20 protein-coding genes are annotated in these 23,148 nt (G+C 67.4%); 7 read left to right on the top strand and 13 right to left on the bottom strand.

The annotated features are described in order from the left end of the window. Positions 1-14 precede the first annotated feature (14 nt). Positions 15-632, top strand: a complete 618-nt coding sequence (locus LTA6_RS14485) for a vitamin K epoxide reductase family protein (protein ID WP_341974446.1) — start codon at positions 15-17, stop codon at positions 630-632. A 63-nt stretch (positions 633-695) separates the two neighbouring features. Here the strand turns inward: LTA6_RS14485 and ndk are convergent, their stop codons facing one another. The 5 genes from ndk to LTA6_RS14460 form a co-directional block, all read right to left on the bottom strand. Next, complete coding sequence (gene ndk, locus LTA6_RS14480; RefSeq protein WP_102192635.1) at positions 696-1,112, bottom strand: nucleoside-diphosphate kinase; 417 nt, start codon at positions 1,110-1,112, stop codon at positions 696-698. A gap of 1 nt (position 1,113) precedes the next feature. Then, on the bottom strand, positions 1,114-1,530 hold the full coding sequence (locus LTA6_RS14475) for a DUF4233 domain-containing protein (RefSeq protein ID WP_407358160.1): 417 nt from the start codon (positions 1,528-1,530) through the stop codon (positions 1,114-1,116). Next, a complete protein-coding gene (locus tag LTA6_RS14470; RefSeq protein WP_341974444.1) occupies positions 1,527-2,879 on the bottom strand; it encodes a folylpolyglutamate synthase/dihydrofolate synthase family protein in 1,353 nt (450 codons plus the stop codon). The genes LTA6_RS14475 and LTA6_RS14470 overlap by 4 nt, the downstream gene beginning before the upstream one ends. Next, entirely contained in the window at positions 2,876-6,226 is a 3,351-nt protein-coding gene (gene ileS, locus LTA6_RS14465; protein WP_407358159.1) for an isoleucine--tRNA ligase, read from the bottom strand. The genes LTA6_RS14470 and ileS overlap by 4 nt, the downstream gene beginning before the upstream one ends. Positions 6,227-6,586: 360 nt before the next feature. Then, positions 6,587-7,435 (bottom strand): endonuclease domain-containing protein, encoded by an 849-nt coding sequence (locus LTA6_RS14460; protein WP_407358158.1) that lies wholly within the window; start codon positions 7,433-7,435, stop codon positions 6,587-6,589. A 243-nt stretch (positions 7,436-7,678) separates the two neighbouring features. Between LTA6_RS14460 and LTA6_RS14455 the strand changes: the two genes are divergently transcribed. Continuing rightward, entirely contained in the window at positions 7,679-8,329 is a 651-nt protein-coding gene (locus tag LTA6_RS14455; protein ID WP_341974441.1) for a pentapeptide repeat-containing protein, read from the top strand. Between the two features lie 2 nt (positions 8,330-8,331). Here LTA6_RS14455 and LTA6_RS14450 read toward each other — a convergent pair whose 3' ends face one another. The 4 genes from LTA6_RS14450 to LTA6_RS14435 are packed head-to-tail and all read right to left on the bottom strand — an operon-like array spanning position 8,332 to position 13,238. Beyond that, positions 8,332-9,828: an ABC transporter ATP-binding protein gene (locus LTA6_RS14450; protein ID WP_341974440.1), complete on the bottom strand. Its 1,497-nt coding sequence runs from the start codon at positions 9,826-9,828 to the stop codon at positions 8,332-8,334. Next, a complete protein-coding gene (locus tag LTA6_RS14445) occupies positions 9,825-10,637 on the bottom strand; it encodes an ABC transporter permease (RefSeq protein WP_341974439.1) in 813 nt (270 codons plus the stop codon). The genes LTA6_RS14450 and LTA6_RS14445 overlap by 4 nt, the downstream gene beginning before the upstream one ends. Then, complete coding sequence (locus LTA6_RS14440) at positions 10,634-11,581, bottom strand: ABC transporter permease (protein ID WP_341974438.1); 948 nt, start codon at positions 11,579-11,581, stop codon at positions 10,634-10,636. Before LTA6_RS14440 ends, LTA6_RS14445 begins: the two co-directional genes overlap by 4 nt. Positions 11,582-11,624: 43 nt before the next feature. Continuing rightward, positions 11,625-13,238 carry an ABC transporter substrate-binding protein gene (locus LTA6_RS14435; protein WP_341974437.1) on the bottom strand — a complete coding sequence of 538 codons (1,614 nt, stop codon included), beginning with the start codon at positions 13,236-13,238 and terminating at the stop codon, positions 11,625-11,627. Between the two features lie 169 nt (positions 13,239-13,407). Between LTA6_RS14435 and valS the strand changes: the two genes are divergently transcribed. Next, positions 13,408-16,032 carry a valine--tRNA ligase gene (valS, locus tag LTA6_RS14430; RefSeq protein WP_341974436.1) on the top strand — a complete coding sequence of 875 codons (2,625 nt, stop codon included), beginning with the start codon at positions 13,408-13,410 and terminating at the stop codon, positions 16,030-16,032. Continuing rightward, positions 16,032-16,247, top strand: coding sequence for a hypothetical protein (locus LTA6_RS14425; RefSeq protein WP_341974435.1), 216 nt, complete (start codon positions 16,032-16,034; stop codon positions 16,245-16,247). Before valS ends, LTA6_RS14425 begins: the two co-directional genes overlap by 1 nt. A 100-nt stretch (positions 16,248-16,347) precedes the next feature. Here LTA6_RS14425 and LTA6_RS14420 read toward each other — a convergent pair whose 3' ends face one another. The 4 genes from LTA6_RS14420 to tdh are packed head-to-tail and all read right to left on the bottom strand — an operon-like array spanning position 16,348 to position 19,456. Further along, positions 16,348-16,566 (bottom strand): hypothetical protein, encoded by a 219-nt coding sequence (locus LTA6_RS14420; RefSeq protein WP_341974434.1) that lies wholly within the window; start codon positions 16,564-16,566, stop codon positions 16,348-16,350. A 2-nt stretch (positions 16,567-16,568) separates the two neighbouring features. Next, on the bottom strand, positions 16,569-17,174 hold the full coding sequence (locus tag LTA6_RS14415; RefSeq protein ID WP_341974433.1) for a helix-turn-helix domain-containing protein: 606 nt from the start codon (positions 17,172-17,174) through the stop codon (positions 16,569-16,571). A 60-nt stretch (positions 17,175-17,234) separates the two neighbouring features. Further along, positions 17,235-18,413 carry a glycine C-acetyltransferase gene (locus LTA6_RS14410; protein WP_407358157.1) on the bottom strand — a complete coding sequence of 393 codons (1,179 nt, stop codon included), beginning with the start codon at positions 18,411-18,413 and terminating at the stop codon, positions 17,235-17,237. Next, positions 18,413-19,456: an L-threonine 3-dehydrogenase gene (gene tdh, locus LTA6_RS14405; RefSeq protein ID WP_341974431.1), complete on the bottom strand. Its 1,044-nt coding sequence runs from the start codon at positions 19,454-19,456 to the stop codon at positions 18,413-18,415. Before tdh ends, LTA6_RS14410 begins: the two co-directional genes overlap by 1 nt. An 89-nt stretch (positions 19,457-19,545) precedes the next feature. On the opposite strand from tdh, the gene LTA6_RS14400 reads away from it, so the two are divergent. The 3 genes from LTA6_RS14400 to LTA6_RS14390 are packed head-to-tail and all read left to right on the top strand — an operon-like array spanning position 19,546 to position 23,148. Further along, positions 19,546-20,454, top strand: coding sequence for a LysR family transcriptional regulator (locus LTA6_RS14400; protein ID WP_341974430.1), 909 nt, complete (start codon positions 19,546-19,548; stop codon positions 20,452-20,454). A 34-nt stretch (positions 20,455-20,488) separates the two neighbouring features. Continuing rightward, positions 20,489-22,540, top strand: a complete 2,052-nt coding sequence (locus LTA6_RS14395) for a M3 family metallopeptidase (RefSeq protein WP_341974429.1) — start codon at positions 20,489-20,491, stop codon at positions 22,538-22,540. Further along, complete coding sequence (locus tag LTA6_RS14390) at positions 22,537-23,148, top strand: methyltransferase domain-containing protein (RefSeq protein ID WP_341974428.1); 612 nt, start codon at positions 22,537-22,539, stop codon at positions 23,146-23,148. Before LTA6_RS14395 ends, LTA6_RS14390 begins: the two co-directional genes overlap by 4 nt.

Raw genomic sequence — 23,148 nt, 5'->3', positions numbered from 1 at the left:
GAGATAATCCAGATATGAGCGAGCCACGTCCCCGCCCCGTTGTCTTCGCCGTCTGGCTGATCATCGCCAGCGTTCTGGGCTGGTTCGCCGCCTTCCAACTCACCATCGACAAGTTCATCCAACTCGAGAATCCGAGCGCCGACCTCAGCTGCAACGTCAGCGTCATGATCCAATGCGGGAAGAACCTCGATTCCTGGCAGGGTGAGATCTTCGGATTCCCGAACCCCATCATCGGCCTCACCGGATGGATGGCACCTTTCGTCGTCGGAGTCGCGATTCTCGCCGGTGCCACGTTCCCGCGCTGGTTCTGGGCGACATTCGGCGCCGGAATCACCTTCGCGTTCGGGTTCGTCTGCTGGCTCATCGGCCAGAGCCTGTACGCCACGAATCTCGGAGTGCTCTGCCCGTGGTGCATGCTCACCTGGGCCGTCACGATCCCGACGTTCTTCGCCACGATGGTGCATCTGACGCGCAACGGCACGTTCACTCGCAACGAAGCGGTGCAGGAGCGCGCGAACAAGCTGATGGTGTGGGTACCGCTCGCGACGATCCTCGCCTACGCGATCATCATCCTGCTCGTTCAGATGCGCGGTCTCGACCTTCTCGGTGAGGTCATCGGAATGATCCTCTGACCTCGACGCAAACGACGAAGCCCGCCCGCACGACGATCGTGGGGGCGGGCTTCGTGTTTATCGTCAGTCGAACCAGATGCCGAGTTCGCGCGCCGCGGACTCGGGGCTGTCTGATCCGTGCACGAGGTTCTGCTGCACCTTCAGGCCCCAGTCGCGGCCGAAGTCGCCGCGGATCGTGCCAGGAGCGGCCGTGGTCGGGTCGGTCGTGCCCGCGAGCGACCGGAAGCCCTCGATCACACGGTTGCCCGCGAGACGAATGGCGACGGAAGGGCCGGAGAGCATGAACTCGAGCAGCGGCTCGTAGAACGGCTTTCCCTCGTGCTCGGCGTAGTGCGCTGCGAGAAGATCGCGGTCGGGATCGACCAGGCGGATGTCGACGAGGGCGTAGCCCTTCGCCTCGATCCGGGCGAGGATCGCACCGGTGAGTCCGCGGGCGACGCCGTCGGGCTTGACGAGGACGAGGGTTTCTTCGGTGGCCATGTCATTCACTCTCTGTCTGAGTATGAGTCTGAGTCTCGGTCGTGGGCTCCGTCGGGCGTCGTGCGTCCAATCGGGCCCCCATGATCGTCGCATACCCCCACATGCCGCCGAAAATCAGGACGACGATCACGATCGTCGGCTCGAAGAACGCGGAGAGCGCGATGATCGCCTGAATCACCCAGCCGACGCCGATCGCCCACGGCTTCGTGATCATGCCGGCGGTGACGATGCACGCCAGAGCTACGACGGCGGCGCCGACGATCGCCCACCACTGCTCGATCTCGGCGGGCAACGCCTTGAGGCCGAAGATGGTGAGACCGACCAGCACCACGACGATCGCCTCGAAACCCAGCACGATCGGGGCGAGCTTCTGCACGAGGGTTCGCGGCGGGCGCCCCTGGCGTGCCGGAGCACTCACGCTCGCCACCCGGACTTCCAGTCCTCGGTCTCGGCCAGCGCGATCGCCTCACCGGCGAGCACCACGGAGCCGGCGATGGCGACGGCGCGGCGGTCGGAGGATGAGGCCCACTCACGCGCCGCGTCGGCCGCTTCGGCGAGCGTCGGATGCACCGTCACCCGCCCCCCTGTCTGCTCAACGAGATCGGCGATGACATCCGCGTCGCTCGCACGCTCCGAATCCGGCGCCGTCGCGAAGACATGCGCGGCCGCCGGGGCCAGACGAGCGACGATGCCGGCGGCGTCCTTGTCGGAGAGGATGCCGAGCACGATCCCCCACTCGTCGAAGTCGAAGCTGTCATCGAGCGCCAGCGCGAGGGCAGCGGCACCATGAGGATTGTGGGCGGCATCGACGATCACCGTCGGAGCGATCCCGAGCAGCTGCAGACGGCCAGGAGAGGTCGCCCCCTGCAGGCCCTCGGCGACGATGTCGGCCGCGATGCGCTGCGACCCGCCTCCGATGAGGGATTCGACCGCCGCCACCGCGAGCGCGGCGTTGTGGCCCTGGTGCGCGCCGTACAGAGGCAGGTACTCCTCGACGTACTCCCCCGCGAGACCGCGGACGGTGAGGAGCTGTCCTCCGACGGCGAGCTTCTGATCGACGAGGCCGAACTCCTCGCCCTCGAATGCGATCGTTGCGCCGTTCGCGGTCGCGACCCTGCGCAGGACCTCGACGGCCTCGGCGGGCTGCTGTGCGGACACGACCGCGGCGCCCTCCTTGATGATCCCGGCCTTGACCTGGGCGATCTCGGCGATGGTCGCGCCCAGACGGTCCGCGTGATCGATGTCGATCGGCGTGAACACGGCGACGTCGCCATCGGCGGTGTTCGTCGAATCCCACTCACCGCCCATCCCGACTTCGAGCACGAGCACATCGACCGGCGCATCGGCGGCCGCCACGAAGGCGAGCACCGTGAGCAGCTCGAAGAACGTCAGCGGGGCGTCGTCTGCCGCCTCCAGCTCGGCGTCGACGATGTCGACGAACGGTTCGATCTCGTCCCAGGCGTCCGCGATCGCGGCATCATCGATGGGCTCGCCATCGATCATGATCCGCTCCGTGAAGCGCTCCAGGTGCGGGCTGGTGAACAAGCCGGTGCGCAGGTCGTGCGCGCGCAGCAGGCTCTCGATCATCCGTGCCGTCGACGTCTTGCCGTTGGTGCCGGTGATGTGCACCACCCGGTAGGTGCGCTGCGGGTCGTCGAGGAACGCCAGGATCCGCGCCGTGCGCTCCTTGCGCGGCTGAACCCAGCGCTCGCCCGCCCGGGCGAGGAGGGTCTCATAGACGGCGTCTGCGCGCTCGCGGTCGCTCATGCGGTCACTCCGATCCGGGAGACGGCGATCGTGAGATCACCGGAGTTGGCATATGTGCCCTGGGAGATGGTCGCCGTGAACTCGGCCTCGACACCACCGGCGGCGAGCGATACGGCGCCGTGCCCGAAGATCGAGTCGCCCTGCGGATTCACCACGAAGTACTCCTCCGCCAGCGTTTCACTCGCGACACCGGCAAGATCGAACGCCGAGACGACAGCGTCGCAGTCCGCGGCATCCGCGAATCGAAGCACCAGCCGGATGCGATCGCTGACATCGAACCCGGCGTTCTTGCGGGTCTCCTGCACAGCGCGGATGACGTCGCGAGCCAGACCCTCCGCCTCGAGCTCCGCAGTGGTCGCAGTGTCGAGCAGCACGAAGCCGCCGCTGGGGACGATGGCCAGAGCCTCGCCCTCGGGGCGACCCGTGGTCTCCAGCACGAGCTCGTACTCGCCGGGCTCCAGTGCGATGCCGTCGGCCGTCACCACGCCGTTCTCCTCGGTCCAGAAGCCGCCGCGCGCCGCCTGGATGACCTTCTGCACCTCTTTGCCGAGGCGCGGACCGGCCGCGCGGGCATTCACGCTGAGCCTGTGGCTGACGCCGTACTCTGCTGCCGCGTTCTCACCGAGTTCGACCAGTTCGACGCGCTTCACGTTGAGCTCTTCACGCAGGATGTCCTCGAACTGACCCAGCGATGCAGCCAGCGGCGACACGATCGTGAGACGGGCCAGCGGCAGGCGCACCCGCAGCTTCTCCTTCTTGCGCAGCGCGTTGCCGACGCTCGACAGTTCGCGTACGGCATCCATCGCATCCCGGATCTCGTCTGCGGCGGGGAACGCGGTGTCATCCGGCCAGTCGGTGAGGTGGACGCTGCGATCGCCGGTGAGACCCTGCCAGACCCGCTCGCTGACGAGGGGAACCAGCGGGGCGGCGACCCGGCAGAGCGTCTCGAGCACCGTGTACAGGGTGTCGAACGCCTCGCGGCTCTTCGGGTCGTCGGTCACACCAACCCAGAAGCGGTCGCGGGAACGACGGATGTACCAGTTCGTCAGGGTCTCGCCGAATTCGCGCAGTCGCCCGGCGGCCGTGGTCGAGTCCAGGCCCTGCAGGTCGGCGCGCACCTCGCGGACGAGGTCGCCGAGACGGGCGAGGATGTACCGGTCGAGGACGTCCGTGGAGTCGGTACGCCAGGTCGCCTCGTAGCCGTCGGATGCGTTCGCGTAGGTCGCGAAGAAGTACCACGAGTTCCACAGGGGCAGCAGGAACTCGCGGACGCCCGCGCGGATGCCCTCTTCGGTGACAGCGAGATTGCCGCCGCGCAGCACCGAACTCGACATCAGGAACCAGCGCATCGCGTCGGAGCCGTCGCGATCGAGCACCTCGGAGACGTCCGGGTAGTTGCGCAGCGACTTCGACATCTTGTAGCCGTCTGAGCCCAGCACGATGCCGTGGCAGCTGACGCCCGTGAACGCCGGGCGGTCGAACAGCGCCGTGGACAGCACGTGCATCACGTAGAACCAGCCACGCGTCTGTCCGATGTACTCCACGATGAAGTCGGCCGGCGAGTGCGAGTCGAACCATTCCTGGTTCTCGAACGGGTAGTGCACCTGCGCGTACGGCATGGAGCCGGAGTCGAACCACACGTCGAAGACATCCTCGATGCGGCGCATCGTGCTCTTGCCGGTGGGGTCGTCGGGGTTCGGCCGGGTCAGATCATCGATGTACGGACGGTGCAGGTCGATCTCACCCTCCGGGTTGCGCGGCAGCGTGCCGAAGTCGCGCTCCATGTCCTCGAGGGAGCCGTAGGCGTCGACGCGCGGGTACTCCGGGTCATCGCTCTTCCAGATCGGGATCGGCGATCCCCAGTAGCGGTTGCGGCTGATGGACCAGTCGCGCGCGCCCTCGAGCCACTTGCCGAACTGACCGTGTTTGACGTTCTCGGGCACCCAGGTGATCTGCTCGTTGTTCGCCAGCAGGTCGTCCTTGATGTCGGTGACCCGGATGAACCAGCTCGACACGGCCTTGTAGATCAGGGGGTTCCGGCAGCGCCAGCAGTGCGGGTACGAGTGCTCGTAGCTCTGCAGGCGGATGAGTCGGCCGTCCGCGCGGAGAAGTCGCACCAGCGGCGTGTTCGCGTCCATCCACAGCTCGCCCGCGACATCGGTCACGTTCGGCAGGAAGCGTCCGCCATCGTCGAGGGAGAGGATCGTCGGGATGCCGGCGGCTTCGGCGACCCGCTGGTCGTCCTCACCGTACGCGGGAGCCTGGTGCACCACGCCGGTGCCGTCGGTGGTGGTGACGTAGTCGTCGACGAGGATCTGCCACGCATTCTCGGTGCCATAGGTCTCGACGTCGGCGTAGTAGTCGAAGAGCGGCTCGTAGCGGAGGCCGCCGAGGTCGGCCCCGGTGACGGTGCGCTCGATGGCTGCCACCACGGCGTCTCCGTCCTCGTAGCCGAGGTCTTTCGCATAGCCGCTGAGCAGGTCCCGCGCCAGCAGGTAGCGACCGTCTGCTGCGCCTTCTGCGACGCCGTTCGGCCCTGCGGGCACCACGACGTACTCGATCGAAGGACCCACGGCGAGCGCGAGGTTGGTCGGCAGTGTCCACGGCGTCGTGGTCCAGGCGAGCACCCGCACGCCTTCGAGCCCCTTCGCGGCGGCATCCGCACCCGCGAGCGGGAACGAGACCGTCACGGACGGGTCCTGACGCATCTGGTAGACGTCGTCATCCATGCGCAGCTCGTGCGCCGACAGCGGCGTCTCGTCGCGCCAGCAGTACGGCAGCACGCGGTAGCCCTCGTAGGCGAGGCCCTTGTCGTAGAGGGTCTTGAAGGCCCAGAGCACGCTCTCCATGTACCCGAGATCGAGCGTCTTGTAGCCGCGCTCGAAGTCGACCCAGCGGGCTTGGCGGGTGACGTAGTCCTCCCACTCGCGGGTGTAGGTCAGCACGGAATCCTTCGCCTTCGCGTTGAAGACGTCGATCCCCATGGCCTCGATCTGGCTCTTCTCGGTGATGCCGAGCTGCTTCATCGCCTCGAGCTCGGCCGGCAGGCCGTGGGTGTCCCAGCCGAATACGCGATCGACCTTGTGGCCGATCATCGTCTGGAAGCGCGGGAACACGTCCTTCGCATAGCCGGTCAGCAGGTGACCGTAGTGCGGCAGTCCGTTGGCGAACGGAGGACCGTCGTAGAACACCCACTCGGGTGCACCGTCGCGCTGCTCGATCGATGCGCGGAAAGTGTCATCCGACTTCCAGAACTCGAGAACCTCGGTCTCGATCTCGGGGAAGCGCGGGCTGGGCACGACGGAGGCATCGGCGGCGGGTCCGAAGGATGAACGCGGGTAGGTCATGTCGTCTCGCAGTGATCTGAGCTGGTGGCACGGGCGGATGCTGCTGCGAGGACGATCTCCTGCGAGACCGCGGTACCACCTCACGTGCTGCGTCTCACGACGCGACCACTCTCACTGCGGCGATCACGGGCCTGCCCCGCTCGGTTCTACTTGCAGTCTCCTGCGTTCTTCCGAGAGCTCCCCGGTGATGGCCGGATCAGTGCTTGTGCTCTCATTCTACGCGCAGGTCGTGAGTGCGGCATCCGGGCGCCTCGCAGGGCCGAGCCGTGCGCCAGCGGTTCTTCGCAGAACCGCAGCTTCTTCGCAGGCTTTCCAGGAATTCCTGCGAAGTTGGGGCAGTTCTGCGAAGAAGCGCCCCCATCAGGCCCGGCGACGCGACGCGAGATGTAGCCCCTGGGCGACGGCGCGCATGATCAGGTCCTGCACTAATGCCCATTCGTGCATCATCTGGTGGTAGCTGATGCGGACCACGTGGTATCCCATGAGCCTCAGCTCGGCATCGTGTCTGATGTCCTCGCTGCGCTGCTGGCCGACGTGATGTGCTCCGTCGATCTGCAGCACGAGACGCTCGCCGATGAGCGCGTCGACCCTGTGGCCCGCAATCCACGTCTGGATCCGGATCGGATGCCGCAGCCAGCGCAGTCGAGGGCGAAGGTAGGTCTCAAGCCCGGCGTCCGAGAACGGCGTGGCTTCTCCGAGCAGACGCCGCGCCGCCGGGCGCCAGTCGTACCCGGCGAGTCCTTCCAACGTGACCAGTCCCTTGTTGAGCGCGGAGTCCCAGGTCGCTAGCGCCTGCTCATGGGGCTCGCACTCGGCAACTATCGCGAGCACATTCTCGATCGGATCCACGAGCGAGTCCGGGTGACGTGGCAGCAACGGCCGCGCCCAGTGCACGCGGATCGTGTCCGGCTTTCCACCCGCGCTGCCTGGCGTCGCTCCGACGTGCGCAGCTGCCGGCGTCTCGTGCACCCACATGCCGAGTCGGCGCGCCTGGGTGATGCATGTGAGCACGACGCCGCGCCGCGCCGCCGATGCGAGAAGCGGATCCACGTTCGGCAACGCCACCCATCCGCGGCGCACGCGCTGAAGTCGGCCTGCGGCGAGTACGGACTCGAGAAGTGTGCGCCGAAAACCGAGTTCGCGGAGCCGCTCCACGCGCATGACACCACCGCCATTGGTGACGGCCTCGATGAGGTTGTCCTGGCTCATTCCGGCAGCATGCCGCATCCCACCGCCGCTCATTCCCTGCGCATCCCGGAACTGTGGACGGGCTCCAGCATCCACCCCCTGTGTAGGACAACTCGTTCGTCGCAGAATTGCAGCGTCTTCGCAGACTCTCCTGAAATTCCTGCGAAGTTCGGGAAGGTCTGCGAAGTTGCGCTTCCGGGGTTGCAGCAAGCCGAGGCGCGCTGCTCACCCACCCCTGTCCGTGCCACCGCATACGCTCGAGGGATGGCCCGCTCCTCCGACTCCCCCGTCGCGCCTCGCGTCACCGCACCCGACCTCCCGGAGGACCTCGCACCCGCCACTCCTGCCCGTCGAGCCGACCTGTTGGCCGCACGCCTCGAGATCGCGGGCTCAGCGGATCTCGCGTACGCCTCCTTGGAGCAGTGCGTGGTCACGGCGGATGCCGACACGGTCGACCTCACCGGTGCCACGATCCTCGACGTCGCGATGACCGACATGAGGGTGGCCTCCCTCAAACTCCGCAATTCCGGAATCCGTCGCCTTCGCATCACCGGCGGACGGATCGGGACGCTCGATCTCAGCGGCGCCCGCATCGCCGAGCTCGAACTCCGCGACGTGCGCATCGATTACCTGAACCTCGGGACAGCGCGCGCCGAAGATATCGAGGTCACCGGCTGCAGCATCCGCGCCATCGACATGCCGCAGGCCGAACTCACCCGGGTTCGCTTCACGAGCACTCGCAGCGACGAGGTCGATCCGCGCGGCATGCGTGCCACGCACGTCGATCTGCGCGGATTGGATGCCCTCGCCTACCTCGACGCGAACAGCCTGCGCGGAACCACACTGACCGAGTTCCAGGTGCAGCAGCTCGCCCCGACCATTGCGGCCGGACTCGGCATCCAGATCAAGGGCTGAGCTCAGGACACGGCGCTGGCCGCGAGTAGCTCTCGAGTGAACGGATGCTGAGGAGCCGCGAAGACGGCACCGGTGGCGCCCTGCTCGACGATCCGCCCGTCCTGCATCACGAGCACGTCATCCGCGATCGCCGCGATCACGTCGAGATCGTGCGAGACGAAGATTATCGTCAGCCCGCGTTCTCGCTGCAGTCGCCGGAGCAGGTGCAGGATCCGCTCCCGCACCGAGGGATCGAGTGCCGACACCGGCTCGTCGAGCACCAGAACATCCGGATCGGCGGCGAGGGTCCGGGCGATGGCCGCGCGCTGTCGCTGACCGCCGGAGAGGGCTGATGGCCGGCGCCCCGCGAGTGCGGGATCCAGGCCGACCTCGACGAGCAGTCCGGCAACGCGCGATGAACGCTGCGAGCGCGGGACCCGGCCGGCAGCAAGCGCCTCGCGCAGCGATCGTCCGATCGTCCATCGCGGATCGAATGCGCCGAGCGGGTTCTGGTGCACAAGCTGCACGCGCTGCGCTCCGTTCCGGCGCAGTTCGCCGGCGTCCGGATGCTCCACCCCGACGATCATCCTGGCCAGTGTCGTCTTGCCGGAGCCGGACTCCCCGACGATGCCGAGCGTCCGACCACGATGCACCGAGAAAGTCGCACCGACGACGGCGGGCATGGCGCCGAACGCCTTCGACGCCGCCACGGACGAGAACACCAGCTCGCCGCCCGCATCGACGGCGGGACGCGGCTCGTGCATCGTCGCTGCGATCAGTCGGCGCGTGTATTCGTGCTGCGGAGCCTCGAGCACGTCCGCGACCGCACCGGATTCGACCACCCGGCCGTCCCGCATCACCAGGACCCGATCGGCGACCCGCCGCACGGCCTCGAAGTCGTGGCTGATGAAGACGACGGCGGTGCCGGCATCCGCGATCCCTCGCAGCAGATCGAGGATCCGCGCCTGCACCGTCGCGTCCAGGGCCGTGGTCGGCTCGTCGGCGATGAGCACCGCCGGGTCGCCGGCAAGGGCCGAGGCGATGAGCGCGCGTTGCCGGAGCCCTCCGGACAGCTCGTGCGAGTACTGTCTGATCCGACGTGCCGGCTCCGGCATCGCCACCGCGTCGAGAAGTTCGAGCACTCGTGTGCGGCGCTGCGTCCCCGCGAGCTGCCGATGGATGGCCAACGGTTCGGCGATCTCCGCCCCGATGGTGCGCAGCGGGTCGAGGGACACCAGAGCATCCTGCGACACGAGCGCGATCCGTTCGCCGCGGAGCCGGCGCCACTCATGTTCGCCGAACAACCGCGCATCGACGCCGTCGACGACGAGACGGGTGGCAGATACCCGGGCGACGTGCGGAGTCAGTCCCAGCAGGGCCGCGGCCGTCAGCGACTTGCCGGCCCCCGACTCCCCGACGATCGCGACGCACTCCCCCGGTTCCACGGTGAAGGAGACGGATTCCACCGGCCTGGCACCGCCGATTCTGACGGAGAGATCCCGCACCTCGAGCGCACTCATGATGTCCTCCCCTCGGCGCGGGCCCTCAGTTGACGTCCGACGATCGTCGCTGCGACGACCGTGAGCGTGATCGCCGCTCCGGGAAAGACCGAGATCCACCAGGCCTGGCCGAGGACGTTGCGCCCGCCGGCCAGCATGAGGCCCCATTCCGGTGCCGGTTCCGCGGGGCCGAGGCCGAGGAAGCTGAGCCCGGCTGCGGCAAGGATGCTCGATCCGATCCCGATGGTGGCGAGCACACTGAGCGACCCGAAGACGCTGGGCACCACATGCCTCACGAACGCGAGCACGGGCGGCACCCCGAGGATGCGAGCCGCCTCGACGTGTTCGGCGACGGCGAGCGTCCTCGTCTGCACGCGCCCCATGCGCACGTACACCGGCACCGCGGCGAGCGTGACCGCGATCGCGACGTTCACGGGACCGGGCCCGAGCACCGCGACGACGATCAGAGCGACGAGGAACTCGGGGAAGGCGAGGAGCACATCCGTGACGCGCATCGCGGCAATATCGACGGCGCGGGGCGCGACCCCCGCCAGTGCGCCGAACAGCAGACCGACGACGAGGGCGAGGGCGGTCGCGAGCAGTCCGATGCCGACCGATCTGCCTGTCCCGTGCACAACGCGCGAGAAGACGTCGCGGCCACTCTGGTCCGTGCCGAACAGATGCGCGGCGCTCGGCGCCTGCAGGGCGCTGCGCACATCGGTCTGCAGGGGATCCTGGGAGGCGATCAGGTCGGGCACGAGCGCCGCCACGGCGATCAGCGCGAGGATCAACACGGCTGCGCCGAGGAGAATGCGACGTCCGACGCTCATGCGCGCGGCGTCCTGTCCGGGGTGTCGGCCACTGTCCGCACGCGCGGATCGAGCAGCGGGTGCACGAGCTCGACGACGAGATTCACGACGACGAACGTGAACGCGCTGAGCAGGATGATGCCACTGAGCACCGGCAAATCGCGGTCGGTGATCGCCGAGAGCGTCACCCTTCCGAGGCCAGGCCGGGCGAAGACGGTCTCCACCAGCACCGCCCCGCCGAGCAGCGAGCCGACGAGGTAGGCGGTCAGGGTGAGGGCGCCGGCCGCCCCGTGCCGCAGCGTGTGATGCAGGGTGAGGCGCACGTGACCCGCTCCCCGCGCGCGAACGGTCGTCGCGAACGGCTGGCGTTCCGCCGTCTCGATGCCGTCGCGCAGCACCTGTCCCAGAAGCGCAGCCACCGGCAGGGCGAGCGTGACGGCAGGGAGCACCATCGTCGCCGGATTTCGAGTGCCGGAGACCGGGAACCAGCCGAGACCGAAGGCGAAGACACTCAGCAGCACGAGTCCGATCCAGAACACCGGCGAGGAGAGCAGGACGAGTTCGACAGCCGCGACGATTCCCCGGGACACCGAGCGCCGCGCGAGGAGCGCGGCGGCAAGAGCGAGCACCACGGCGATGAGCAGCGCGGATGCGGTCAGCTGCAGGGTCGCCCCGAGCTGCCGCCCGATCACCTCGGCCACCGGCATCCGCAGTTGGTACGACTCGCCCAGATCGCCCCGCAGCAGCTGGCTCAGGTACGAGACGTACTGCTCGAGCGGCGGCCGATCCAGCCCCAGTTCCGCCCGGATGCCGTCCTTGACGGCATCGCTCACCTGAGCTTGCGGTCCGAGCATGACGTCGACCGGGTCGCCGGGGATCACCCGGAAAGCCAGGAAGGCGAGCGTCGCCGCTCCCCACAGCACCACGACGAGGGATGCCGCGTGCCCGACGATCCTTCTGATCATTGCGCTCCTGACTACGGCATCGTATCGCCGATGCCGTGCCGGGTCACTCGACCGTCACACCGAAGAACAGCGGACGTCCGTAGAGGTCGAACTGCAGACCGGAGATGCGCTCCCCGACCGCGGTGATGGCGGACGGCACGTACAGCGGCACGATCGCGACGTGCTCGGCGTTCCACTGCTGCAGTTCGCCGTAGACATCGGCACGAGCGTCGGCATCCGTCGTCGCGACACCCTTCTCGAGCAATTCGTCGATGGTCGGGTCGGTGACCTGCGAGGCGTTCTGGAAACCCTCGCTGTGCAGATGGTTGCGCAGCAGGTCGGCGTCGACGCCGGAGAAGCTCCAGTCGGTGAGATCGAACGTCTTCGGCCCGTACTGCTCGTTGTAGGCACCCGGCTCGAGCTTCTCGAGGAGGACCTCGAAGCCCACCTCCTTGAGGTCGGACTGGATGGCGTTCGCCAGCGCGGCACGATCGTCGGGCACCGGGGTCCAGGCGATCCAGCGCGCGGACAGCCGCTGGCCGTCTTTGGTGCGGATGCCGTCGTCGCCGCGCTGGGTCCACCCGGCCTCATCGAGCAGGGAGTTCGCGAGGTCGCGGTCCATCGGCCACGATCCCTCGAGTGATGCGTCGTAGCCCGGGGTCGTCGGTCCGAGGATGCTCCACGCGCGCGGGTATTCGCCGAAGAAGATCTCTTCGACGGACGCATCGATGTCGATCGCACGGGAGAACGCCTCGCGCACCTTCTGGTCGGCGAAGACGCCGTGCTTCTCGTTGAGGTACAGCGAGTAGGGAAGACCCGGCTCTTCGACGGCCTCAACGGTCACCCCGTCGCCGAGCGTGGCGGCGACGTTCGGCGGGATCTGGCCGACGAGGTCGGCCTCTCCGGAGCTGACGACGCCCGCGCGCACCGATGGCTCGGGGAGGATCTCCACGCGCAGCGTCTCGAATCCGGGCTTCTCCGTGCCTTCCGGCGCCCACGCGTAGTCGGCGTTGGCCGTGTACACGATCTCCTGCTCCGGCGTGTACTCGGTGAGCTCGAACGGGCCGGTGCCGACCGTGATGCCGGGGCCGCCGACCTTCAACTCGTCAGCGGACTCGGCCAGCACCTTCGGCGAGTAGAAGCCGAGCTGCGCCGTGCTCGCTGCCTGCAGGAAAGGCGCGTAAGGCTGGGAGAAGCGCACCGTGACGGTGTGCTCGTCGACGACGTCGGTACCGGCGTAGAACTCTCCGCCGAGCATGCTCGCGGCCTGAGCCGATTCCGTCTCGGGGTCGATGATCCGGTCGAAGTTCGCTTTCACCGCCGCCGCATCGAACGGCTCCCCGTCGTGGAACGTCACATCGTCGCGGAGCGTGAACGTGTACTCGGTGCTGTCATCGGACACCGTCCACTCGGTCGCGAGCCACGGGCCGAACGAGCCGTCGGGCTTCTGGAAGACCAGCGAGTCGAGGACGGACCGCTGGACAGCGGCGGAGATGTCCAACTGGCTCGTCTGAGGGTCCATGTGGCCGGACGCGAGCAGACTGCCGTCGACACCCCAGACGACTTCTCCGCCGCCTTCCTCGGTAGCCCCAGGAGCCGCGCAGGCGCTCAGCGCGAGGGCGGCAGCGGCGGAGACCGCGACGAAGGGCAGGAGGCGACGCCGGAGCGAAATGCGCATGAAAGGTCCTCGAGAAGAGCGATGGGGTGACATCTCAGTCTACGACCCCTTCTTGGACCGGGTCGATTTACACCTCATCCTTCGTCATCGGCTCTCCATTAGACTGAGGGCACAACCCACACTCAGGCACGCTCACACAGTGCCGCATACATCGCTCGAGGAGACCTCCATGGCCGTGTCCGTTCAGAACCAGATTCCCGACAAGCCCGCACTCGAAGGTCTCGAAGCGAAGTGGGACGCCGCATGGCGCGATCAGGGGACGTACCTGTTCGACCGCATCCGCGCCGCTGCCGCCGGCCGCGATGGCGTCTATTCGATCGACACACCACCGCCGACGGCATCCGGATCCCTCCACATCGGGCACGTGTTCTCGTACACGCACACCGACATCAAGGCGCGGTTCGAGCGCATGCGTGGCAAGACCGTGTTCTACCCGATGGGCTGGGACGACAACGGCCTCCCGACCGAGCGCCGCGTGCAGAACTACTACGGTGTCCGTTGCGACCCCACTCTTCCGTACGATGCCAACTTCACTCCCCCGTTCGAGGGCGGTGACAACAAGTCCAGCCGCGCAGCCGACCAGTTGCCGATCAGCCGCCGCAACTTCATCGAGCTGTGCGAGCGGCTGACCGTCGAAGACGAGAAGCAGTTCGAGAGCCTCTTCCGCCAGCTCGGTCTCAGCGTGGACTGGACCCAGACCTACCGCACGATCTCCGACGACACGATCCGGCAGAGCCAGCTCGCGTTCCTTCGCAACATCGAGCGCGGCGAGGCCTACCAGGCGCTTGCGCCCACCCTGTGGGACGTCGACTTCCGCTCCGCGATCGCGCAGGCCGAGCTGGAGGACCGCGACCAGCAGGCGGCGTTCCACACGATCGAGTTCCCCTTCGCCGATGGCACCGGCTCGATCGCCATCGACACGACCCGCCCGGAGCTGCTCCCGGCGTGCATCGCGCTCGTGACGCACCCGGAGGGCCCGCACAAGCACCTCATCGGCACGAAGGTGCGCACCCCGTTCTTCGGCTCCGAGATCGAGATCCACGGACACCACCTCGCTCAGCCCGACAAGGGCACCGGCGCCGCGATGGTCTGCACCTTCGGCGACGTGACCGACATCATCTGGTGGCGCGAGCTGCGCACGACGACGAACGAGTCACTGCCCAACATGACCACGATCGGCCTGGATGGCCGATTCCTTCCCAAAGCGCCTTCTCTGGTGTCGGATGCAGGCGCTCGAGACTGGTACGCCGAGAACATGGGCGGCAAGACGGTCTTCAGCGCCCGCAAGGCGCTCGTCGAGAAGCTGCAGGAGACCGGCGACATGACGTCGGTCGGCAAGCCGTTCAACCACGCGGTGAAGTTCTTCGAGAAGGGCGACCGCCCGCTCGAGATCGTTTCGACCCGCCAGTGGTACATCCGCAACGGCGCGAGAGACGCGAAGCTGCGCGACGAGCTCATCGCGCACGGTGCCGAGCTCGCCTGGCACCCGGACTTCATGCGGGTGCGCTACGAGAACTGGGTGGGCGGCCTCACCGGCGACTGGCTGGTTTCGCGCCAGCGCTTCTTCGGCGTGCCGATCCCGCTCTGGTACGCGCTCGACGAGAACGGCGAGCGTGACTACGACCGTGTGCTGACCCCGGATGCCGCCTCGCTGCCGATCGATCCGACGAGCGACGTGCCGGCGGGATACACCGAGGACCAGCGCGGCGTGGCCGGTGGATTCGACGCCGAGGCCGACATCCTCGACACCTGGGCGACGTCGTCGCTCACCCCGCAGCTGGCCGGCGGCTGGCAGCGCGATGAGGAGCTGTGGAACCTCACTGCGCCGTTCGACCTGCGTCCGCAGGGCCAGGACATCATTCGCACCTGGCTGTTCTCCACGATGCTGCGCTCGACTCTCGAGGACGGCCGGGCACCGTGGCGCAACGCGGCGATCAGCGGCTTCATCGTCGACCCCGATCGCAAGAAGATGTCGAAATCGAAGGGCAACGTCGTCACGCCGGCGGACATCCTCGAATCGCACGGTTCGGATGCCGTTCGCTACTGGTCGGCCTCCAGCCGACTGGGAATGGATGCGGCGTTCGACCCGCAGAATCCGACGCAGGTGAAGATCGGTCGCCGTCTGGCGATCAAGGTGCTGAACGCGGCGAAGTTCGTGCTGTCGTTCCCGGTTCCCGAGGATGCACAGGTCACGCACGCGCTGGATGCTTCGATGCTCGCCGCGCTTGACGGAGTGATCCGCGATGCCACGAAGGCATACGAGAACTATGACCAGGCGAAGGCCCTGGAAGTCACCGAGGCCTTCTTCTGGACGTTCTGCGACGACTACCTCGAACTCGTCAAGGAGCGCGCGTACAACCAGAACGACGTCGGGCAGGCATCGGCGGCACTCGCCCTGCGCCTGACCCTCTCTGCGGTGCTTCGTCTGCTCGCTCCGGTGCTGTCGTTCGCCACCGAGGAAGTGTGGTCGTGGTTCGAGGAGGGTTCGGTGCACACCGCGAGTTGGCCGGAGCCGCTCGGCATCGCCGGCGATCCTGCGGTGCTGTCTGCCGCCAGTGAGGCGCTGATCGGCATCCGTCGTGCGAAGACAGAGGCGAAGGCCTCGCAGAAGACGCCGGTCGCTCGTGCAGCAATCGCCGCTCCCGCCGCGAAGCTCGTCGCCCTCCGCGCCGCCGCCGATGACCTGCGCGCCGTCGGCCGAATCGCCGAGCTCGAGTTCAGCGAGGCCGAGGCGTTCGCGGTCATCGCGATCGAGCTCGCCCCCGTCGAGCCTGCAGTGGGCGAGGGCGTCTGATGCAGTTGGGCACTCGTTGGGCCACCGGTTCGGAGCCACCTGCTTCGGTACCAGCGGCGCTCCGCCCCGCGATCGCCGAGGTCGAGTCCCGCGGCCTGCGCGGCCACTGGACGCTCACCTGGCTCGAGGGCCGCGCGACCGCGGAACTCGACTCCGGCTGGGAGGTCTTGCAGACCGCCTCAGGCGACGTGATCGCCCGGCCGTTCGAGGACTGAGCGCCGCGTTTCGTCTCGCTTCGCTCGCTCAACGACCAAGAAGCGTCTCCGGTCGTTGAGCGAGGACCGCAGCGACGAGACGAAACGCCCGACGGGATTCTCAGCGCCTCGGCAGGCCGAGCTGCGCGAGGGCGTGATCCACGGCCCGCGGGTCGTGTCGGCGCGCCTGCTGCTCGCGCAGCATGTCGAGGGCGATCTCGCGACGCTCGGCGCGGGCGACGATGCGGCGTTCGACGTGGCGAGACAGTCCGAGCGCGACCTGCTGGAGAAGTCGTTCGAAGCGTGTCGGTGCGGCGAGTCGAAGCGTTGCAGTGGTCATGATCACTCCTCAGGGCTGGTCTGGCGGCTGTTCGCCGTCGGAAGGTCGAAGATCTCGGCGCGGAGAGAGACGCGACGAACATCAGGGCCGGTCTGACCGCGGAAGCGCTGGATCGCGCTCTCGACGAGCGCCTCCATCTCCTCGCGCAGCGCGAACACCTGGGGCGGCGTCATATCGAGGTGGGTCGTCATCGTGAGACCGACGTCGCGCCATTCCTCCGGCACCTCTGACTGCGGCCGGTTGAGATACGCCATGAGCGTCTCGTGACGCAGGCGGAAGAACTCCGCAGTGACGATCTGGGCTGCCGCGCGACTCGCGGGCGATGTGGACTCGTCGGGTCCCGGTACCTCGATGCGCCCCTTCGGGCGCTCCCACCAGCGCTCGCGCGCCGTGCCGCGCCCCTCGACTTCCTGGATCAGTCCGTGCGCGGCAAGGGCCCGCAGGTGATAGCTCATCGACCCCGAGGTCTCTCCGACGAGGCCGGCGAGGGAACTCGCGGTCTGCGGTCCCTGTGCAGCAAGGAGATCGAAGATCTGCACGCGCAACGGATGCGCCAGCGCCTTCAGCGCCCCCGAATCAAGCCTTCGAACCTGCGTGTCATCCGTCATGCATGCAAAGATACCTTTGCAAAGACTTCTTTGCAAGTGTTTCTTTGCAAGTGTTGAGGATCAACTCACCGACGCGCGGGCGGCGACGAATGCCGCGACGCAGCGCTCGATCTGTTCCGCGGTGTGCGCGGCAGACAGCTGCACACGGATCCGCGCCGCCCCTCGCGGCACGACCGGGAAGCTGAACGCTGTGACGTAGATCCCCTGGGCCTGCATCTCCCTCGCGACGCGGGCGGTGAGCGCGGCGTCGTCGAACATCACGGGAACGATCGGATGCTCACCGGGAAGCAGGTCGAATCCCTCCGTCGCCATCCGCTCCCGGAACAGTGCGGCGTTGTCGCGCAGTTGCGCCCTCAGATCCGCCGAACCCTCGACGAGGTCGAGCGCGGTCAGGGTTCCCGCCACGATCGCGGGCGCCAGAGTGTTCGAGAAGAGGTAGGGGCGCGAGCGCTGACGCAGGAGGGCGACGATGTCGGCGTGCGAAGCGACGTATCCACCAGAAGCCCCGCCCAGGGCCTTCCCGAACGTGCCGGTGTAGATGTCCACGCGGTCCGCGACGCCACAGAGCTCGGGCGTGCCGCGACCGTTTTCGCCCACGAAACCGACCGCGTGGGAGTCGTCCACGAACACCAGCGCGTCGTAGCGCTCGGCGAGGTCGCAGATCTCGGCCAGCGGTGCGATGTAGCCGTCCATCGAGAACACGCCGTCGGTGACGACCACCCGGAAGCGTGCATCCGATGCCGCTCGCAACTGCTCCTCGAGGTCTGCCATGTCGCGGTTGCGGTAGCGGAGCCGTCGAGCCTTGGAGAGGCGGATGCCGTCGATGATCGACGCATGGTTGAGCTCGTCGGAGATGATCGCGTCCTCCGCGCTGAACAGCGTCTCGAACACTCCCCCGTTGGCGTCGAAGCATGACGAGTACAAGATGGCGTCGTCGGTGCCGAGGAAACCGGACAGGCGCCGCTCGAGCTCCAGATGCTGCTCCTGCGTGCCGCAGATGAAGCGCACGCTGGCGAGGCCGTAGCCCCACTCCTGAAGAGCCGCCGTCGCGGCATCCAGAATCCGGGGATCGTCAGCGAGCCCCAGGTAGTTGTTCGCGCAGAAGTTCAGAACCGCCGCGCCGTCGGCGGTGATCTCGGCACTCTGCGGCCCGCGGATGCCGCGCTCGTGCTTGGTGAGCCCGGCCTCTTCGATGCCGGCCAGCTCGGCCGCCACGTGCTTCTGGAAAGTTCCGTACATCACAACTCCGTCCAATCGAGGATGATCTTGCCCGTTCCTGCTGACTCAGAGGCCGCGAATCCGCGCTCCCAGTCACGCGCCGGAATCACCTCGGCGATGACCTGCCCGATCGATGCGCGCAACGTCGCGCTGGTCTGCAGCATCGCGCCCATCGCGTTCCAGGTCTCGAACATCTCACGACCGTAGATGCCCTTGATGGTCAGCATGTGCGTGACGAGCTTTCCCCAGTCGACCCCGAACTCGCTGCTCGGCAGGCCCAGCATCGCGATGCGGCCGCCGTGGTTCATGTTGTCGATCATGCCGGGAAGCGCCGAGGGCGCCCCGCTCATCTCGAAACCGATGTCGAAGCCTTCGCGCATGCCGAGGGCCACCTGCGCCTCGCGGATGTCGCGCACCGAGACGTCCACGACCTCGTTCGCGCCCATCTGCCGTGCCATCTCCAATCGCGGAGCACTGACGTCGGTGGCGACGATGAAGCGCGCACCGGCATGCCGTGCGACGGCGATCGCCATCAGTCCGATCGGGCCGCAGCCGGTGACCAGGACATCCTCGCCGATCAGCGGGAACGTGAGGGCGGTGTGCACCGCGTTGCCGAGCGGGTCGAAGATCGCACCCAGCTCTGGGCTGACCTCGGCGTGGTGCACCCAGACGTTGGCCGCCGGAAGCGAGAGGTATTCGGCGAACGCGCCGTCGCGCTGCAAGCCCAGCCCGATCGTGCGGATGCACATCTGGCGACGGCCGGCACGGCAGTTGCGACATGTGCCGCACACGATGTGTCCTTCGCCGGACACGCGGTCGCCCACGGCGATGTCGTGCACGAGCGGACCGACCTCGACGACCTCACCGTAGAACTCGTGACCCGGAATCAGCGGGGCGACGACGGCGGATGCCGCCCAGTCGTCCCAGCGCTGGATGTGCAGGTCGGTGCCGCAGATGCCGGTGCGCAGCACCCGGATGATCACTTCGTCGGCGCCGGCCACGGGGTCGGGGCGCTCGACGAGCTCGAGCCCGGCTGCGCGTTCGGCTTTGAACAGTGCTTTCATGACTCGATCACACCGCACTTGCACCATGTAGAGCAATCGCTGATTACTGCACTATTCGTTAAGCCAGCTCTTAACTCTAGACTTTCGGAATGGAACTCCATCAGCTGCAGATCCTCCGCGAGCTCGGCGCACTCGGAAGCGTCACCGCCGTCGCTGCACAGTTGCGAGTGACTCCCTCCGCCGTGTCCCAGCAACTCTCCGCCCTGCAACGCGGCTTCCGAACTCCGCTGACACGCAAAGAAGGCCGAACCCTGATGCTCACCGCAGCCGGCGAGGTGCTCGCCGCGGCGGGCGCCGAGGCGATCGACGCGATGGCGGCTGCACGCAACGCACTGGACGACTTCGAAACCGACACCACCGGAATCGTCACGCTGAGCGGGTTCCACAGCGTCGGTCAGGCACTCTTCGGCTCGCTCGTCCGCGAACTGTCGACATCGACGTCATCACCCACGGTGCAACTGACCGATGAAGACGTCGCGCAGAGCGACTTTCCGGCCCTCACCGCCCGATACGACCTCGTGCTGGCTCACCGGATGGAGCACACCGCTCCGTGGCCGGCCGAGGGCATCCGGAGCCTCACGCTGGTTCGCGAGCCGCTGGACATCGCCGTCGCGAAGACTCATGTGCTCGCCTCTCGCAAGACCCTCACACCAGCCGACGTCGCCGGGGAACTCTGGGTGACGAGTCGAATCGGGTACTCCCCCGACGATGTCCTCCGTGCCGTCGCCGCGGTCACGAACCGCACGATCCACGTGCAGCACCGGATCAACGACTACGGCGCGGTGTCCGCGGTGGTCGCCGCTGGCGACGCGATCGGCATGCTGCCCCGCTACACGTCCAGGAGCGCCGATGACCGCGATATCGTCCGGCTGCCCCTGCAGGGGGTGAGCACGCACCGGATGATCGACCTGCTGGCGCGGCCGGAGAACCTTCGCCGGCGTTCGGTGCGGGTCGTCGTCGAGGCTCTGCAGCGGGTGATGACACGGCTGAGCGAGTGAGCCGCTGGATGCCGATGCGCCCTAGGCTCGAAGGATGACCGATGCCACGAACCCGTTGCTGCAGCCATCCGTACTCCCCTACGGTCTCCCTGACTACAGTGCGATCCGGCCCGAGCACTACCTTCCTGCCTTCCGCGCCGCGTTCGAGGAACACCTCCGAGAGATCGACCGGATCACGATGGTGCGTTCCATGCCCACCTTCGAGAACACGATCGAAGCGCTGGAGCGCGCCGGTGAACTGCTCGACCGCGTGGCGCACGTCTTCTACACGGTCAGCTCAGCCGACGCGACGGAGGAGATCCAGGAGATCGATGCGGAGCTCGCACCGCTGATGGCCGCCCACCAGGATGCGATCATCCTGAACAGTCAGTTGTACTGGCGGGTGCAGCAGGTGCATGCGCAGCTGGACGCGCGGGAACTCGACGCCGAACAGCGTTACCTCGTCGAGCGTCACCACCGCGAGATGACGCATGCCGGCGCCGCGCTCGACGATGCCGCGAAGGCACGTCTGACCGGTCTCAATCAGCAGCTGTCGACGCTCAGCAACGTCTTCGAACGGAATCTCCTCGCCGACACCAACGATCTCGCGGTCGTGTTCGACTCCGCCGCGGAGCTCGACGGGCTGACGGTCGGCGAGCTTTCCTCGGCTGCCCGCGCCGCCGAGGAACGCGGGCTTCCCGGTCGCTTCCTGGTGTCGCTGCCGCTGTTCACGGGGCATCCGTACCTCGCACAGCTCCGGGACCGGAGCTCCCGTCAGCGCATCCTCGAGGCGTCACAGGCGCGCGGCGCGCGAGACAACGAGCACGACAACCGCCCGGTGCTCAGCGAGATCGTAGGTCTGCGCGCCGAGCGCGCGGCCCTGCTCGGCTACGACTCGCATGCGGCGTATGTCACGGCCGACGAGACCGCAGGCGATCCGCTGGCTGTCGAGCAGATGCTGCGCGAACTCGCCGCACCTGCGGCCCGGAATGCCCGGGCTGAACAAGCCGCGCTGCAGTCCATCGTCGATGAGACCGAAGCGGAGCCGTTCACGGTCGCAGCCCACGATTGGGCGTACTTCACCGAGCGTGTCCGGACCGCTCGATTCGACATCGACACCGGCGCGCTCCGACCGTGGTTCGAGGCGGAGCGGGTGCTGCAGGAGGGCGTCTTCTACGCCGCTACCCAGTTGTACGGCGTGCGGTTCACCGAGCGCGGTGACCTCGCCGCCTACCACCCCGGCGCGCGCGTCTTCGAGGTGCACAACGAAGACGACAGCCCCCTGGGCCTGTACGTCCTCGACCTCTACACCCGGGATTCCAAGCGCGGCGGCGCGTGGATGAACCCGATCGTGAGCCAGTCCCGTCTAAGAGGGACCGCCGCGGTTGTGGTCAACAATCTCAATGTGCCGCTCCCCGGTGACGGCGAGCCGACGCTGCTCACGCTCGACGAGGTGACGACGCTCTTCCACGAGTTCGGGCACGCGCTGCACGGCCTGTTCGCGACCGTGACGTACCCGCACTTCGCCGGAACGAACGTCTTCCGGGACTTCGTCGAGTTCCCCAGCCAGGTCAACGAGATGTGGATCCTCTGGCCGGAGGTGCTCGACAACTATGCGAAGCATTACGAGACCGGCGAGCCGCTCGATCCTGCCATCGTGGACCGCCTGCGTGCGACCGAGACGTTCAACCAGGGGCATGCAACAAGCGAATACCTCGCGGCAGCGTGGCTCGATCAGGCCTGGCACCGGGTCGGGCCATCGGACGGAGCCGTCGATGTCGCGTCATTCGAGGCCACCGCGCTCGCGGACATCGGGTTGGACAACCCCGTCGTCCCCACGCGCTATTCGTCGACGTACTTCGCGCACGTCTTCTCCGGCGGCTACAGCGCGGGCTATTACTCCTACATCTGGAGCGAGGTGCTCGACGCCGACACTGTGGAATGGTTCCGCTCGAACGGGGGCCTGACTCGGGAGAACGGCGACCGGTTCCGTCAGCGCCTGCTCGGCGTCGGCGGCTCGATGGATCCGCTTGCGGCCTACCGTGACTTCCGTGGCCGCGATGCCGAGATCGCTCCGCTGCTGAAGCGGCGCGGCCTGGACGCGTGACCGACGACGCGCTCGCAGCGATCCGCGACGTGTTCGACGGACGTGCACCCGTATACGACGAAAGCGTGATGCATCGCGAGCTGGCGAACGCGGTCGCGGACTTCGTGGAGCTGGGTCGCGTTCATGATGTCCTCGACGTCGCGACCGGCACCGGTCTCGTCCTCCGCGCACTCCACGACAGAGCGGCCGGACTCGAAATGGTCGGCACGGACATCTCTCCGGGGATGCTGACTGTCGCCCGCGATGCGCTGCCACGTGCCACGTGGATTGAGGCGGATGCTGCGGTTGTCCCACTCCCCGACTCCTCCGTCGACCTGATCACCTGCGTGACGGCCTTGCACCTCATCCCCGATTCTGTTCGTGCCGTGGCGGAGTGGCGGCGGATGCTGCGGCCAGGTGGCCGGGTCGTGACGGCGACGTTTCTGCGCGATGGCCGTCAACCGGGTCCTGTGAAGTACCGGTCGGTTCCCGTGGACCACGATTCGTTCGACTCGGTTGAGACACTGCGCGCGACGTTCGCGTCACAAGGTTTCGCGGTCATCCGGCACTCGGAATGGCGAGAAGCAGACACGGCCATCCTCATCGCCGAGTTGCGCGTGGACAGATAA

The organism is Microbacterium sp. LTA6 (assembly GCF_045690355.1).
Lineage (GTDB): Bacteria > Actinomycetota > Actinomycetes > Actinomycetales > Microbacteriaceae > Microbacterium.
The sequence above is the reverse complement of the archived record's forward strand: the minus strand, read 5'-3'. Positions and strand labels throughout refer to the sequence as shown.